Annotated in this window: 14 protein-coding genes and 1 pseudogene; 7 read left to right on the forward strand and 8 right to left on the reverse strand. The window is 71.6% G+C overall.

Translation table 11 applies throughout. From position 1 onward, the window contains the following. Positions 1 to 156: 156 nt before the first annotated feature. From ACIRA5_RS51465 to ACIRA5_RS51475, 3 genes and pseudogenes are all read right to left on the reverse strand, one after another. The gene (locus tag ACIRA5_RS51465) at positions 157 to 1,173 is read right to left on the reverse strand and encodes a zinc-dependent alcohol dehydrogenase family protein (protein WP_403705020.1); all 1,017 of its coding nucleotides are present in this window, start codon (positions 1,171 to 1,173) and stop codon (positions 157 to 159) included. A 163-nt stretch (positions 1,174 to 1,336) separates the two neighbouring features. Further along, a pseudogene (locus tag ACIRA5_RS51470) lies at positions 1,337 to 1,612 on the reverse strand (cupin domain-containing protein); the annotation flags it as partial. Positions 1,613 to 1,844: 232 nt separating this feature from the next. Next, complete coding sequence (locus ACIRA5_RS51475; protein WP_403705023.1) at positions 1,845 to 3,242, reverse strand: MFS transporter; 1,398 nt, start codon at positions 3,240 to 3,242, stop codon at positions 1,845 to 1,847. 153 nt (positions 3,243 to 3,395) lie between these two features. Between ACIRA5_RS51475 and ACIRA5_RS51480 the strand changes: the two genes are divergently transcribed. Then, positions 3,396 to 4,292 (forward strand): helix-turn-helix transcriptional regulator, encoded by an 897-nt coding sequence (locus tag ACIRA5_RS51480; protein ID WP_403705025.1) that lies wholly within the window; start codon positions 3,396 to 3,398, stop codon positions 4,290 to 4,292. Between the two features lie 108 nt (positions 4,293 to 4,400). Beyond that, positions 4,401 to 5,378 (forward strand): hypothetical protein, encoded by a 978-nt coding sequence (locus ACIRA5_RS51485; RefSeq protein ID WP_403705027.1) that lies wholly within the window; start codon positions 4,401 to 4,403, stop codon positions 5,376 to 5,378. A gap of 62 nt (positions 5,379 to 5,440) precedes the next feature. On the opposite strand, the gene ACIRA5_RS51490 is transcribed toward ACIRA5_RS51485, so the two are convergent. From ACIRA5_RS51490 to ACIRA5_RS51500, 3 genes are read right to left on the reverse strand one after another with little or no spacing between them, the layout of a single operon-like run. After that, a complete protein-coding gene (locus tag ACIRA5_RS51490) occupies positions 5,441 to 5,890 on the reverse strand; it encodes a hypothetical protein (protein ID WP_403705030.1) in 450 nt (149 codons plus the stop codon). After that, on the reverse strand, positions 5,887 to 6,888 hold the full coding sequence (locus tag ACIRA5_RS51495) for a metallophosphoesterase family protein (RefSeq protein WP_403705033.1): 1,002 nt from the start codon (positions 6,886 to 6,888) through the stop codon (positions 5,887 to 5,889). Before ACIRA5_RS51495 ends, ACIRA5_RS51490 begins: the two co-directional genes overlap by 4 nt. Continuing rightward, positions 6,888 to 7,181, reverse strand: coding sequence for a plastocyanin/azurin family copper-binding protein (locus ACIRA5_RS51500; protein WP_403705036.1), 294 nt, complete (start codon positions 7,179 to 7,181; stop codon positions 6,888 to 6,890). The genes ACIRA5_RS51495 and ACIRA5_RS51500 overlap by 1 nt, the downstream gene beginning before the upstream one ends. 739 nt (positions 7,182 to 7,920) lie before the next feature. Between ACIRA5_RS51500 and ACIRA5_RS51505 the strand changes: the two genes are divergently transcribed. The 5 genes from ACIRA5_RS51505 to ACIRA5_RS51525 all read left to right on the forward strand — a co-directional run bounded on the left by ACIRA5_RS51505 (position 7,921) and on the right by ACIRA5_RS51525 (position 10,727). Further along, entirely contained in the window at positions 7,921 to 8,523 is a 603-nt protein-coding gene (locus tag ACIRA5_RS51505) for a sigma-70 family RNA polymerase sigma factor (protein WP_352047675.1), read from the forward strand. Between the two features lie 25 nt (positions 8,524 to 8,548). Beyond that, a complete protein-coding gene (locus ACIRA5_RS51510) occupies positions 8,549 to 9,334 on the forward strand; it encodes a zf-HC2 domain-containing protein (protein WP_403705039.1) in 786 nt (261 codons plus the stop codon). 336 nt (positions 9,335 to 9,670) lie between these two features. Further along, positions 9,671 to 10,099, forward strand: a complete 429-nt coding sequence (locus ACIRA5_RS51515) for an ATP-binding protein (RefSeq protein ID WP_403705042.1) — start codon at positions 9,671 to 9,673, stop codon at positions 10,097 to 10,099. After that, a complete protein-coding gene (locus ACIRA5_RS51520) occupies positions 10,096 to 10,290 on the forward strand; it encodes a hypothetical protein (RefSeq protein ID WP_403705044.1) in 195 nt (64 codons plus the stop codon). The genes ACIRA5_RS51515 and ACIRA5_RS51520 overlap by 4 nt, the downstream gene beginning before the upstream one ends. 2 nt (positions 10,291 to 10,292) lie before the next feature. Next, the gene (locus ACIRA5_RS51525; RefSeq protein WP_403705047.1) at positions 10,293 to 10,727 is read left to right on the forward strand and encodes a hypothetical protein; all 435 of its coding nucleotides are present in this window, start codon (positions 10,293 to 10,295) and stop codon (positions 10,725 to 10,727) included. A 57-nt stretch (positions 10,728 to 10,784) separates the two neighbouring features. Here ACIRA5_RS51525 and ACIRA5_RS51530 read toward each other — a convergent pair whose 3' ends face one another. Beyond that, entirely contained in the window at positions 10,785 to 13,634 is a 2,850-nt protein-coding gene (locus ACIRA5_RS51530; protein WP_403705050.1) for a CHAT domain-containing protein, read from the reverse strand. Then, complete coding sequence (locus ACIRA5_RS51535) at positions 13,634 to 13,945, reverse strand: hypothetical protein (protein WP_352047681.1); 312 nt, start codon at positions 13,943 to 13,945, stop codon at positions 13,634 to 13,636. The genes ACIRA5_RS51530 and ACIRA5_RS51535 overlap by 1 nt, the downstream gene beginning before the upstream one ends. Positions 13,946 to 14,076: the final 131 nt, after the last annotated feature.

The raw sequence follows: 14,076 nt of genomic DNA on the forward strand, positions 1-14,076 counted from the left end.
ACCCCACCACCCGCGCCCGCGGCCGGGGGGGGGGGGGGGGGGGGGTGGTATCTGGGTTTCGATTAACCCCACTCCCGGGGGGGGGGGGGGTGTGTGGGGGGGGGGGGGCCGGGGGCCCCCCCCCCCCCACGTCGAAGCACGAACACGGACGATGCCTCAGGGACGCAGAAGCGTCTTGATGGCACGGCGTTCGTCCATGGCCTGGTAGCCCTCGGCGGCCGCGGACAGCGGCAGGGTGAGGTCGAAGACGCGGCCGGGGTTGATGCGGCCGGTCATGACGCGGTCGATGAGGTCGGGCAGGAAGCGGCGTACGGGGGCGGGTCCGCCCTGCACGGCGACGTGGGAGTAGAACAGGGCCGCGCCGTCGAGGGTGACGCCGTGGGGGACGCCGGTGATGCCGACTCCGCCGCCGGGCCGGGTGGAGTTCAGGGCCTGCTGGGTGGACTGTTCGGTGCCGACGCACTCCAGGACCCGGTCGGCGCCGATGCCGCCGGTCAGGTCCTTGATGCGGGCCACGCCCTCGTCGCCGCGCTCCATGACGATGTCGGTGGCGCCGAACTCGGTGGCCAGCTTCTGGCGCGACTCGTGGCGGGACATGGCGATGATGCGTTCGGCGCCGAGCTCGCGGGCGGCCAGCACGGCCGAGAGGCCGACGGCTCCGTCGCCGACGACGGCGACGGTGTCGCCCGGCCGCACGCCGGCGGCGACGGCGGCCCACCAGCCGGTGCCCATGACGTCGGAGCAGGCCAGCAGGTCGGGCACCTGGGCGTCGGTGGGCAGTTCGGGGGTGGCGACCAAGGTGCCGTCCGCGAGTGGGACGCGGATGTACTCGGCCTGGCAGCCGCCGACGAATTCGCGGTTCAGGCAGTTGCTGGGGTAGCCGTTGAGGCAGTTGGGGCAGGTTCCGTCGCTGGCGAAGAAGGAGCCGACGACGAACTGGCCCGGCCGTACCGTGGTGACCTGGTTGCCGACTTCCTCGACGATGCCGACGTACTCGTGGCCGACGGGGGCGGGATCCTTGGCGGGGTTGATACCGCGGTAGTCCCACAGGTCCGAGCCGCACACGCAGGTGGCGAAGGTGCGGATCACGCAGTCGGTGGGCTTGAGGATCTCGGGTACGGCGCGTTCCTCGACGCGTACGTCCTTCGGGCCGTAGAGGACTGCTGCGCGCATGGCGGGATGCTCCTTGTCGGTGGTGTCCGGGGGGTGGGTCAGAGGTCGCGGGTGCGGGGGGCGCGGCGTATTCGGCGTCGGTGACGTGGTCGAGCCAGGTGACGTCGTCGCCTTCCCACAGGGCGATGTGGGTCATGAAGTGGTCGGGGGCGGCGCCGTGCCAGTGCTCCTCGCCCGGCGGGGTCCAGATGACCTGGCCCGGGTGGGCTTCGAGGATCCTGCCGCCGCGGGACTGGATCAGGGCGATGCCCTCGACGATGTAGAGCGCCTGGCCCACTGCGTGGGAGTGCCAGGCCGTACGGGCACCGGGTGCGAAGTGCACCGCGTTCGCCCGCGTGTTCGACGGCTCTTCGCCGCGGTAGATGACATCGGCCCAGGCGTCTCCGGTGAACAGCTTCTCCGGCAGCTTGCGGGTGGCGGGCCGCTCCAGCAGCTCCATCGGGTGTCTCCTTGCTTGTACGAGGGTTGTGCGGGCCGCGCAGGCGCGCTTGTTCGCGCCGTGCCGACGGGGCGGGTCAGCCGCGGAAGAGGTCCTTGGCCACGCGCATGGCGGTCATGGCGCGGGGGCCGGCCGGTGGAGAAGGCGAGGTGGGTGATGGCCTCGATCAGCTCGGCCTCGCTCGCCCCGTTGTCCTTTTCGGCGGGTATGTCTGCCGGTGCGGTTCAGGCGATCAGGCGTCGCCACGCCGGGCGGCGCCCATGCGGGGGGCGGCCAGCGCGGCGGCCAGGGCCACGGCGGCGGCCAGGAGGAGGCTGATGCGCAGGCCGTGCTCGAAGCCGGCCGAGGCGGACAGCAGCGCGCCGAAGACGGCTACGGCCAGGGCTCCGCCGATCTGCCGACTGGTGTTGAACACGCCGCTGGCGGTGCCGGTCCGGTCTGCGGAAACGTGCTCAAGCAGCAGCGCGGTGGTCGGCGGCATCACCAGCGGCCCGGACAGGCCGATGGGGATCAGCAGCAGCGCGGTCACCCACACCGGCACCGTGGCCGGCACCGTGGCCAGCGCGATCGAACCGGCCGCGATGAGGATGAGTCCCGCGATGACCGGCACCCGCGGGCCGGTGCGCTCGGCGATCCGGGCCGAGAACGGGGTCAGGGACGCGCCGAGCAGCATCATCGGCAGGAACGCGAGCCCGGCGCCCAGCGCGGACAGGCCGTGCTGCTGCTGGAAGTACAGGGAGAACAGGAACGGCAGTCCGTAGAAGCCGACCATGAACGCGAACCCGATGCCGGTGGCGACGACCACGGTCGGCGAACGGAACAGCGTGAGCGGCACCATCGGGTGGGCCACCTTCGCCTGCGCGGTCACGAACGCGACCAGCGCGACGACAGCGATACCGAGCGAGGCCAGCACGTGCGGCGCGGTGAACCCGGCCGCCCCGGCCTCGATCGCGCCGAAGGTGAGGCCGCCCATCGCCAGGATGGCGGTGACCTGCCCGATCCAGTCGAACGGCGCCGGCCGGGTCGGCGAATGCGGCGTACGAGCGAGCAGCACAAGGGTGAGGATGCCGACCGGCAGGTTGATCCAGAAGATCATCCGCCAGGAGGCCAGGCTCAGCACACCGCCGAGCACCGGGCCCGCCGCGGCGGCGACGGCACCGCCCATCGCCCACACCCCCACCGCGCGCGCCCGGCGGGCCGGGTCGGGGAACGCCTGGCGCACCAGTGCCATCGAGGTGGGCATGGTGACGGCCGCTCCGATGCCCTGGACCACGCGCGCGGCGATGAGCAGCGGCAGCGATGGGGCCAGCCCGCAAGCCACCGAGGCGACGATGAACAGGCTCAGGCCGCCGGCGAACGCCTTGCGCGCGCCGATCCGGTCCGAGAGGGCACCGGCCGAGAGCAGCAGCGCGGCGAACATCAGCGTGTAGGCGTCGACCACCCACTCCAGGCCGGTGATCCCGCCGCCCAGTGCGTCACGGATCGAGGGCAGGGCGACGTTCACGATCGTCGCATCCAGAGTGATCACGAAGAAGCCGAGGACGGCGGCCGCCAGCGTCGCGGTGGCGTGCCGGCTGGTTGCGGACACGCCCGCCTCCGACGACCGGTGCGGGGAAGCGGTGAGAGGCATGACGGTGCGTGGTCCTTCCTTGAAGGGGACAGGTACCGGACTCGCTGGCCCGGTCACCCATCCAAAGAACCACGCACCCCATCTGACCTGGGAGTCCTTGGTGGGAGAGGTACTGGCAGGGCCCCCCGCACCAGGGTGTCCTACGCTGAAGCCGTGCCGACCGACACCGTCCGCGAGGACATCCGCACCTTCCTCACCAGCCGACGTGCCCGCCTCACGCCGCAGCAGGCCGGCCTGCCCGACTTCGGCGGGCGCCGACGGGTCAGCGGGCTGCGGCGCTCAGAGGTCGCTCAGCTCGCCGCGATCAGCATCGAGTACTACACCCGTCTGGAGCGCGGCAACGTGGGCGGCGTCTCCGAGGAGATCCTCGACAGCCTCGCCGGTGCCCTCCAGCTCGACGACGTCGAACGCGCCCACCTGACCGCCCTCGTCCGCGCCGCCAACGCTCCTCATCGCGCCGATGGCCGCGACGGCGGCGCGTTGCACGTACGCGACAGCATCCAGCAGGTCCTCGATGCCATGACCGGCGCCGTCGCGTTCGTGCGCAACGCCCACCTTGACGTCCTCGCCACCAACCAGCTCGCCCGCGTCCTGTACGAAGAGGCGCTCGACACCGTCGAACAGCCGCCCAACCTGGCCCGCTTCGTCTTCCTCGACGCGCGTGCCCGCCGCTTCTACCGCGACTGGGACGGCATCGCCCACGACGCCGTCGGCAGCCTGCGCGCCGAAGCCGCCCGCACGCCCGGTAACACCGACCTCGCCGACCTCATCGACGAACTCGCCACCCACAGCACCGAATTCGCAACCCGCTGGGACGCGCACGACGTCGAGTACTACCGCAGCGGACAACAGCACTTCCACCACCCCACGGTCGGCGACCTCGACCTCGACTACGACGCCCTCGAGATCCCAGCCGACCCCGGGATGACGATCGTCACCTACACTCTCGCCCCCACCTCGCCGCACGCCCCCGCGTTCCTCCGGCTTCAGCAACACATCCCGGCTCCCGCCGAGGTGCCGAGCCCGACGGCCGGCAGTAGCCCGTCCTGACGAAGCAGGCCGCATGGCCACTGGCCGTCGATGCGTATGGCGGTCACCAGGGTGCGGTGGCTACGGACGCGCCCGCGAAGCAGCAGCTCATGCGACGAGTCACCGGGGTTGATCGCGAACATCGCGCCGGAGTTCCACCGGGTCGCCCCCGTCAAGCTCCAGTATCCGCAGGGGACGATCGAGTTCCTCGACGAGGTCAACTGGGGCAGTGCCGTCATCCGCATCCCCTGGCAGCTCTACAAGACCTACGGGGACACGCGGACCATGTCGCTGTACTACGACAACATGGTCAAGTGGCTCGCCTACGAAGCCGCCAACAAGGCCGCGAACAAGGGTGACATCCCGGGCCTGGGCGACTGGTCGGCCGGCGACAACACCACGCCCATGCAACTGGCGGTCCTCGCGGGTTACTTCACGGCCGCGCACGACATGGCGCAGATCGCGGGAGTGCTGGGCAAGGAGTCGGACGAGTCGAAGTACGACGCGCTCGCCTCAGGCCTGGCCGGCGAGTTCACCACCAGGTTCCGTCACGAGGACGCCGAGGGCGTCTACTACGGCAGCGACAGCGAGACCGCGAACGCGATGGCGCTGGACGCCGGCCTGGTGCCCGCCGCCGACCGGCAGCAGGTCCTCGACCGGCTGGTCGCCTCCGTCCGTAAGGCCGGTGACCACATCACCAGCGGTTCGGTCGGTCTCGGCCCGCTTTTCCGGTCCCTGCACGCGGGAGGACGCGACGACGTCATCTACGACATGGTCGTGAACCCCACCTCACCCGGTTACGGCTCCCTCGTCACCAGCGGTCACACCACCCTCTCCGAGTCCCTGGACGGCTCCGGCTCGCAGAACCACCACTTCCTCGGTCAAGTGGACGCCTGGCTCGTCAACGGGCTCGCCGGCATCAACCAGGCGGCCGGATCGGTCGGTTACCGGGAGCTGGAGATCGCCCCCGCCGTCGTCGGTGACCTCACCCACGCCTCCGGCAGCTACCGGCTCGGGAAGAGCCTCACCTGTTTTGCTGGCGCCAGGCCTACTGGCCTGGCGTCAGCATGTCCGGCGGGGCGACGGTTGCCCCGATCAGGGTCGTGACGCTTGCGGCCACTCGGCGAGGCCGCTTCTGTCAGGCGGAAGGGCTTCCGTGAACTGGCTGTTCAGAGAGTTGCTCTGGCTGCTGGTGGTCGCGGATGCTCCTTGGTTCTGCGCCATCCCGCGCGGTGTTGCCCTGTCACGGTCATCTGCCAGATCGCGAGGAGCAGCAGCGTGCCGGTTTCGGTGAGGAGGCTGAGGACGGCTTGTGGGGCAGGTTGCAGGCCGTGTTCGGTGAATCCGAAGACGCCCACGGTGCGTGAGGCGGTGAAGCCGGCGAGGGCGCCGAGCGTGACGCCGGCCGCGGCGGCCCTCAGCAGCAGGGGCGGTGTTCCCCTCGCCAGCAGGGCGGCGAGGGCGAAGGAGGCGCTGGCCTGGAGCAGGAACAGGGGGCCGATGATGTGGATGAAGCGGTACTCGTCGACGTAGAGCTGGGCGTGTATGTATCCGCCGGCGGCGAGGGTGGCGGCGATCGCCGATCGCAGGGCGGGGGCGAGGAGTCTGTGGGTGTTCATGCCAGCCTCCGATCCTTGATGGCCAGTTCGCGGTCGCCTTGGTTGTAGCCGACGGTGCGGATGCCGAGTGCGTCCTTGAGCTGCCGGGCGGGGACGACCTGGGGTGTGGGGGCGGGGGCGCGGCCCGGTTTGGGCAGGGGGTAGGCGGTGGTGGTGGCGGAGTGGAAGGTGATGTTGCCCTCTGTCTTGGTGAACAGCTGGTGGACGTGCCCGTTGAGACAGGTCACGGAGGAGAAGCGGCGCAGCAGGGCGATGACCTTGAGGGCGTCATCGGTGCTCCAGCCCCACTGCGGATACATCGCGAACAGCGGGATGTGGCTGAAGACCACGATGGGGGTGTCCGACGACAGTCCGGCGATGTCCTTGCGGACGAAGTCGATCTGGTCGGTGCCGAGATGGCCGAGCTTCTCCAGGCTCAGCGTGTTGACCAGGGCGATGAAGTGCACGCCGTGGGTGTCGAAGCTGTACCAGCCGTCGCCGAGTGTGCCCATGCCGAAGGTCTGCCGGTAGGCGCGGCCTGCGTCGCCGATGGAGTCGTGCTCACCCGGTACGGTGAAGACACGGTCTGTCTGCATACCGGTCATCATCTGCTTGACCTGGTCGAACTGCGCGGCCGTGGACAGGTGGGTCAGGTCGCCGCTGTGCATGACGAAGTCGGGCCTGAATCCGAGCGAGTTGACCTGGTTGATCGCTTCGGTGAACGAGCCGGCCACGTCCATGTTCGCCGGGCCCTGGAACCCGATATGACTGTCGGACACCTGCACGAACCGCAGCGAGCCGTTCGCTGCCGTGGCGGCTCCGGCGGGAGCCAGGGAGTTGCTCTCCCGGGAGTCGGCGATGTGGCTGATCACCTCTCCACTGGCCACGGTCAGCACCACGGCGCCGCCGAACCACCCCGCGTGGCGGAGGAGTTGGCGCCGGGACATGCCGTGCTCCGTGGCGGGCTGCTCGGCATCGCCGACCGGTGCGGCGTCATGGCTGTCGTAGTAACCGGTCATCAGGTCACCTCCACGGTGGCGGTCATGAACGGATGGATGGTGCAGAGGTAGGAGTAGGTGCCGGGCTTGGTGAACGTGTAGCTGTAGGTCGCGTGGGTGTTCAGGGCTGCCGAATGCAACGGGCCGCCCGATCCCGCGCTGGTGACGGTGTGGGCGTCGGTGTCCTGATTGGTCCAGGTCACCGTCGTGCCCGCTGTGACCTTGAGCGTGGCCGGGGAGAACGCGAAGTTCTTGATCGCCACGGCGTCCCCGGTCACCGGCGCGGCCTGCGCGCCCGGACTCGGGGGGCTCATGGGCATGCTCATGCTGGGCATCGGCGAGGTGCCGGGAGCGGAGCCCGCCGTGTTCCCGGCTCCGGCGGCACCGGGCATCCCGGCCATCCGGTGCTGAGCTGGACCGGGTGTGAGGGCGCCGGTTGCGGTGGACGAGGAAGGCGACGACTGGCCGCATGCGCTGAGGAGCCCCAACGCGACGGCGGCGACGGCCGACCCGGCCGCGACGCGTGATCGTTGGCCTGGTGCACGAAAGTTCAGGTACATGGTGTTCGTTCCTCACTGATCAAGACGGGGATGGGGAATGTGCCGGCCGGCCGCCCAGCCATGCGCCGCGCCGTGCGTCCGCCCTCGCGTGCCGCGAAGTCGCAGGTGGCATGCGGCAGTTCCCCGTCCGGGGCCGCGCGTGGCGCATCGTCTGCGTCGAGCGCTCCGCAGGACCGTTGTCGTGGTGTGCGCGGGGCGAGTGTGGCCGGTGCCATGGGCGAGCGCGCCGCGTCGTGTCTCTCGGTCACCGCTGATCCCTCCTTGTCGTGGGGGAGTGGAGTGTGGGGAGCGGAGGAGGAGTGCCGCGTGAATCGGCTCTTGTCTGGCTCCACGGGCGACGGCGGCGCTCGGTTCGGTAGATATGCACTTTTTATGACGTTTCTTGGTGATCGCCGTAGATCAGTCCGCGCCCGGGTGCTCCGCTCGCGGAGTGTCACCTGCACCGCGCCGTGCGTTACACGACAAAGGGATATATGTACGCGATGATCGTCTTATGCCCTGGAGTTCCCGAAAGCGTGACCAAAGGACCGATCCGGATGACTCCGCGCACCGTGTCTCTGGTAAAGGGACCCTTTCGACCGCAGACGAGGAACTGCTGCGCACTCTGTACGCGGAGCACGCAGGCCCCCTGTTCCACTACGTGCTGCGACTGACCTCAGGAGACTGGCAATGGGCGGAGGATGTCGTGCAGGAGACGCTGCTGCGAGCGTGGCAGCATCCCGCCGCGTTCGACCCGGCACGCGGCCCGGCGCGGGCATGGCTGTGCACGGTGGCCCGGCACCTGGTCATCGACGCCCACCGGGCCCGGCAGGCCAGACCGGCCGAGGTCGGCGGCGAGGCGCTGGAGAGAGCCGCCGAGCAGGCGCCGGGCGAGGACGAGATCGAGCAGGCACTGCAGAGCTGGGCGGTGGCCGATGCCATCCGGACGCTGTCCCCGGATCATCGCGCGGTCCTGCTGGAGACCTACTACCGGGGCCGGACCATGGCGGAGGCCGCCCGGGTGCTGGGCGTCCCGCTGGGCACCGTGAAGTCGCGGACGTACTACGCCCTGCACGCCCTGCGGCTGGCGCTGCTGGAACGAGGCATCGAGCCATGACCGTGGCATGCAGGAGGTGGCGACCATGAGCATGAGCGCGGAGCACGACGCCCTCCGGCTGGCGCTGGGAGGATACGTCCTGGGCACGCTGTCCCCGGCGGAAATGGAACAGGCGCGCGCCCACCTCGCGGGATGCGCCGAGTGCCGGGCGGAACACGCCCAGCTGGCGGGACTGCCCACGCTGCTGGCGACGGTGACCGCAGCCGAAGCCGCGGGTCGGACGGCGCCGGCGGCCGACGCGAACCTGGCCGACCGGCTGGTGGCGCGGGCAGCCGAGAGCGCTCAGGGCTCCTCGCCCGCACGGCCCGCCGTGCCCGCCGTGCCGCAGGTGGGTGTGCTGGAGAGGCTGCTCCAGCAGGCCGCGGCCCGGCGCCGCAAGACCTGGCGTCTGCAACTGGCCGGCGTCGCCGCCTCCCTGACGTTCATCGCGGCAGCGGCCGGCGGCACTTGGCTGGCGGCCACCGGATCGGTGGGCAGTCAGGCGACGCAGCCCGGGCCGACCGCGCCGACTGCCTGGCGCACCTTCTCCGGAAGTGATCCCGCCACCGGCGTCACCGCCTCGGTCAAGGTCTCGCCCTCTGCCTGGGGCAGTGTCCTGCAGGTCTCCGCCAAGGGGGCGCCGGCCGGAATCACCTGCCGGCTGCAGGCGGTCGGGCCCGGCGGAGCCAGGGTGGACGGCGCCAGCTGGCGGGCGGGCGAGTACCCTCCCGGCACCACGATCACAGGCGCGGTCGCCATGTCTCCGGGAGACATCGAGCACTTCGAGATCGTCGCAGGCAACGGTCAGAAGCTGGTCACGATGCAGGCGTGAGGGGGCGGGGAGCCCGCCCGACGTGGCGTCGGGCGGGCTCCCGGCGTATCCGGAGCCGACTCCTGACGGTGTGCCGGGAGGTGCGGCGTTCACCTCCACCTCCGCCGGGAGGAGGTCAAAGGCGACGCCCTGGCCTCAATAGGGCCTGGCCTCGGCATTGACCTGACCCGAAAGAAATTGAGCAAAGGCGCGAACAACTCGAACCGTTCGGCATGCGCCGCCCGTGGAACCGAATGAGCGCTCCTATGCAGGATCCGGCCTACCGACCGCCCCGCGAAGTCATTGGCGGTCCCCCCATTTCCGGTCTCCGCACATCCACAGAAGAGTCAGAAGACCATGTTTGTAACTGATTCCCCCCGCCCGAGCTCGCTGCTCACCCGGAACTGCCGCCACCAGGCGCTGCTCACCCTGCCCGCGCAGGAGGCGCACGTCTCCGCCGTTCGTCACTTCGCGGCCGATCTGCTGCAGACCTGGAGTGTTCCCGCGAGCGAACGGGACTCCGCCGTTCTCATCGTCGACGAACTCGCCGCCAACGCCGCCCAGTACGGACGCGAGCGCATGACCCTGCTGCTCGTCCTCGACCACGGCACGTTGCACATAGTGGTCAGTGACTCCGGAATGGCCGTGGAGCACCTTCGCCCCGACATCGCCCCGGACGAACACGGCCGCGGCACCGGCATCGTCGAGCACCTCGCACAGTCCACCGAGGTCCACCAGACGCGCAGCGGCCGCGAAGTCCGAGCCTGCCTGAGGTGCTCGGCATGACCGGCACCGGATCGCCCGATGACCGTACCGATGGCGCCTTCGCGACCCACAAGCCGTGCCCCGTCGATGGCTGCCTGGGCCCGGCGCAGGTGCTCGTGCCCTCCCCGGCGAACCTGTCGGCTCTCGACGACGGCGACCACGACCCGGTGCCGTGCAGACGCTGCGGCCTCGGCGTACCGGCGGAGGTGTGAGGATGGGGGTCACTCCGCATACCGCCGAGGTCATCGACGCGCCGCCTCCGCACGAGGCGTACGCGAACGCGCCCGACCTGCGCCGCGAGATGCACCAGGTACTCGCCCTCGGAGCCGAACGCGACGGCCGCCGAGTCCGGACCGTCACCGGCCCGCCGGTCGATGCGACGGCCGCCGAACGCGCCTGGCTGCTGCGCAGGGCTGCTCTCATGGACCGGATGGCCCTGGGCAACCCCGGCCCCGGCCCGGTCGGCGCCGCCGCACGAACCGCCGAACAACTCGCGCGGCACGACCGCCGCCATCCCGGCCTGGTGGCCGGCCCGCACCACCCCGACGCGATCACTCCGGACCCCGGCCGCCGCCCCTACGTCCGCCAGGAGTACGCCGCATGGATGGCCGCCGGGCGCCCATGCGGGAGTGGCCCTGGACCGGGCTGACGTCGAGGTCGCACGGACCGCTGCCCTGGACGAGACCCTCCGATACGCCTGCGGCCCCTACGGCCCCACATGGATGTACGGCGCCCACAGGCTCGGGTTCAGGCGGTAGCCCTCGTCGGCGTCGCGGAGGGCGCGTACCGCGGCGTGCAGCGCGTACGCCGTGTCCCGTGGGAAGGGATGCCGGGGGTCGAAGGCCGCGTAGAAGCGCTCGGCGAGCTCTTGGGAGGTGTCGTCGTCGACGCCCCAGAGGGTGCCGATGACGTGGGTGAAGCCGGCCATGTGGAAGGCGCCGGTGATGTGCAGCGCCTCGTCGGCGTACTCGCCGCGGCCGCGGGTGGTCTCGCACGCCGAGAGGTACGCCAGTTCCGCGGCCGGGAGCCGGAGCCGGGCGATGTCGGTGAGGGTGAGCGGGGCCGTGTCGTGGTCGTGCAGCAGGACCTGGCCGGTCGCGGCCCCGTCGTCGGCGGCGACGGCGTGGCAGGCGAAGTGCACCCAGGGGTGGTGGGGGAGTGCGTCGAGCACGGTCCGGCGTAGCGCCTGCTCGTCCAGGAGCAGACGGGCGCCCGGTCGCGCGGCCACGAGGGCGGCCTCCGCCCGCGCGCCCTCCAGCGGCACGAGCCCCGCGCCCGGCGGCGCCGGCACGGCGACCACCAGGGGGGCCGTGGGGGCGGTCGGCCGCCGGTCCCGTCGTGCGCCCTGGCGGCGCCGGGCGTGGACGAGGCTGTTGACGGTCGGGGCGTACGAGCTGACGGCACGGTCGAGCAGGTTGTCCCGGTCGTTCTCGTGGCGCCCGGCCGCGTGCAGGGGCAGGGCGGTCAGGGGGCCGGTGGGGATCCACCACATCCGTCCCGGGGACTCCCCGCCGGGCCCGTCGTCGGCGCGGCGCCCGAGCGCGTCCAGGACCGGTTCGGCCACCGCCGTCCACAGCCAGGCGAGCGCCTCCCGGATCTCGGACTGGGCGTCGCGCTGGCGGGACAACGGCCGGCCGGCGTCGCCCGCCGTACGGACGGCGGCGAGGAAGGCGTCGGCCCGGCGGACCACCTCCGCATGGCTGAGCGCCGTCAGCGGTACGCACCGCACCCGTCCCTCGCGCAGGACGAGCGCGTCGCAGCGCAGCGGGCTGATGTTGACCATCACCACCGGGCCCTCGTCACCGAGTCCGGCGAGCATCTCGGCGGTGCGGGGGAGCCGCAGGAAGTCCCCGAAGCCCGGCTCGCGTCGGATCGCCGCCACGAGCCGGTCCCACCGTTCGGCGAGGGCGTGCCGGTCCTCGCCCGCGAGCGGGGTGCCAGGGGCCGGGTGGCCGGGGCCGGCCCCGGCCGGCCCGGACGAGATGAAGGCGGCGGCTTCGGGGCGGTCCAGCTGGGGGATCAACCGGGCGTGCTCGGCGGCGAGTTCGTCCGGCAGACGGCTCAGCAGGTCCGTGGTGTCCGCGCGGGCGCCGAGGGCTTGGGCGAGCAGCACGCCACGGCCCTGCTCCAGGAGCCGCAGCGCGAGTTCGGGGTCGGCCAGCTCCAGCGCGCAGGCCGCCGCGTCCTGCGCGAGACCCGCGAACTTGCCCAACTGGCGTGCGCGGTCCATGCGTCCGATGCGGTACGACGCCGTGCGCGGCAGCAGTTCGACCGCGAGCCGGAACGGTTCCATGGCCGCGGCGTGGTCGTCGGGCGAGCCGCTCTCGCCGCCGCCGATGACGCTCAGCGCCCACAGGTGCGCGCAGCCCACCCGGACGCTGACGTCCATGGTCGGGTCGGACGCGGCCTTCCGGTACAGGTCGATCGCCGCCGCAAGGGCGTGCGGATCGCCCTCGGTCACCGCCCGCATGCCCAGGGCGGAACCGTGGTTCAGCAGGGCGAGCCCGCGCAGCGCGTGCCCTTCGGGGGTCGTGGCGTACGCCTCGGCGGTGGCCCGGACCCATGCGCGTACCGCCCGCCGTTCGCGGCGCGTCGAACGGCGTCCGCCGCCACCCTCGACACCCCCGGGTGCGGGCGCGGCGACATCTGCCGCGCCGATCAGTTCCAGACGCCGCACGGTCGCCAGCACCGCGTTGCGCTGCACCAGGTTGGGATGGCCCGCCGGGGTCGCGGCGACCGCCCGGCGGGCGGCCCTGGCCGCCTCGCGCAGGTCGACGGGGTCCGCCCGGGCCTGATGGCGCTCGGCCAGGATCGAGGCGAGGTTCGACAGGAACCGCGGATACAGCCGATGGCGCCGCGGGACCGCGGCGAGGACCGCCCGCGCCAGCAGAGCCGCCTCGTCGAGCGCCTCCGGGGCGCCGTCGGGGGACTGGTGGTGATACAGACGCAGCGCCTCGGCGAGGCTGGAGCGGGCCCAGGTCTGCTCCTCCGTTCCCGGCTCGGCGCAGGCCACCGCCGCCCGGAAGGTTTCGACGGCCTCCGCGAGCGCGGCGGAGTCGCCGTGCAGGTGATAGAGGCTCAGCAGTGCGTCGCCCAGGCTGTTCAGACGGTTGGAGCGTCGCACCGGGGTCGAGTCGAGGGCCGTCCGGATCGCGTCGACGGAGGCGGTCAGGTCCCGGGCGTCGTGCGTACGCAGCCATCGCAGCCGCAGCGCGCCGGAGAGGTTCGTCCAATAGGAGGGCGTGGCGACGGTGACCTCCACCCCGTACGGGGCCAGGGCCTCGCGGAACAGGGTGATGGCCCCGTCCAGGTCGGCCGGTTCGCCGAACCGTTCATAGCGGGACCACAGGACCGTGCCGACCCCGTTCATGGCGGCGCCGCGGAGGTCGATGTTCTGCGTCCTGTCGAGCACGGCGTCGAAGAGGACCAGGGCCCGTTCCAGGTCCGGGAGCCGGCCGGTGCGCTCGTACCGGGTGTGCGACTCCTCGGCGGCGCCGAGCACCGCGAGTAACTGCTCGTACCCGGGTGCGCCGAACAGGTCGTACGGGGCGGACATCAGGAACCGTGCTGCCCAGGGGAGCCCGGAGCGTCACGCTCGTCGCGCTTTTCGCGGATGCGTCGGGCCATCGCCTCGCCCAACGGCCCGTTCCGGTCGAACCACGCGGCGGCCTCGTCGTCGCGCCCCAGCGACAGCAGGGTCAGGGCGAGATTGGCGGTGGCGTCCTGGCTGCCCTGTTCCGCCGCCCCGGTGAGTACTTCGACGGCCTCCTCGAGGCGCCCGTCGAGCCGCAGCTTGATGCCGTACTGGTTCAGGGCCTGCGGGGAGCCCGTCTCGGCCGCCCGGCGCAGCTCGGCCTCCGAGGGCATCACCCTGAACGTGAACCGCGGTCCGTCCGATCCGCTTTGTTCCGCTCTCCGTGCCCGCGTGCGTCGACGCCAGAACATCGCCATCACCCCCCGTGACCGTCGGTGATCGCCCAGTATCCTCTCAACTCGGT

The organism is Streptomyces sp. NPDC096311 (assembly GCF_044763085.1).
Lineage (GTDB): Bacteria > Actinomycetota > Actinomycetes > Streptomycetales > Streptomycetaceae > Streptomyces.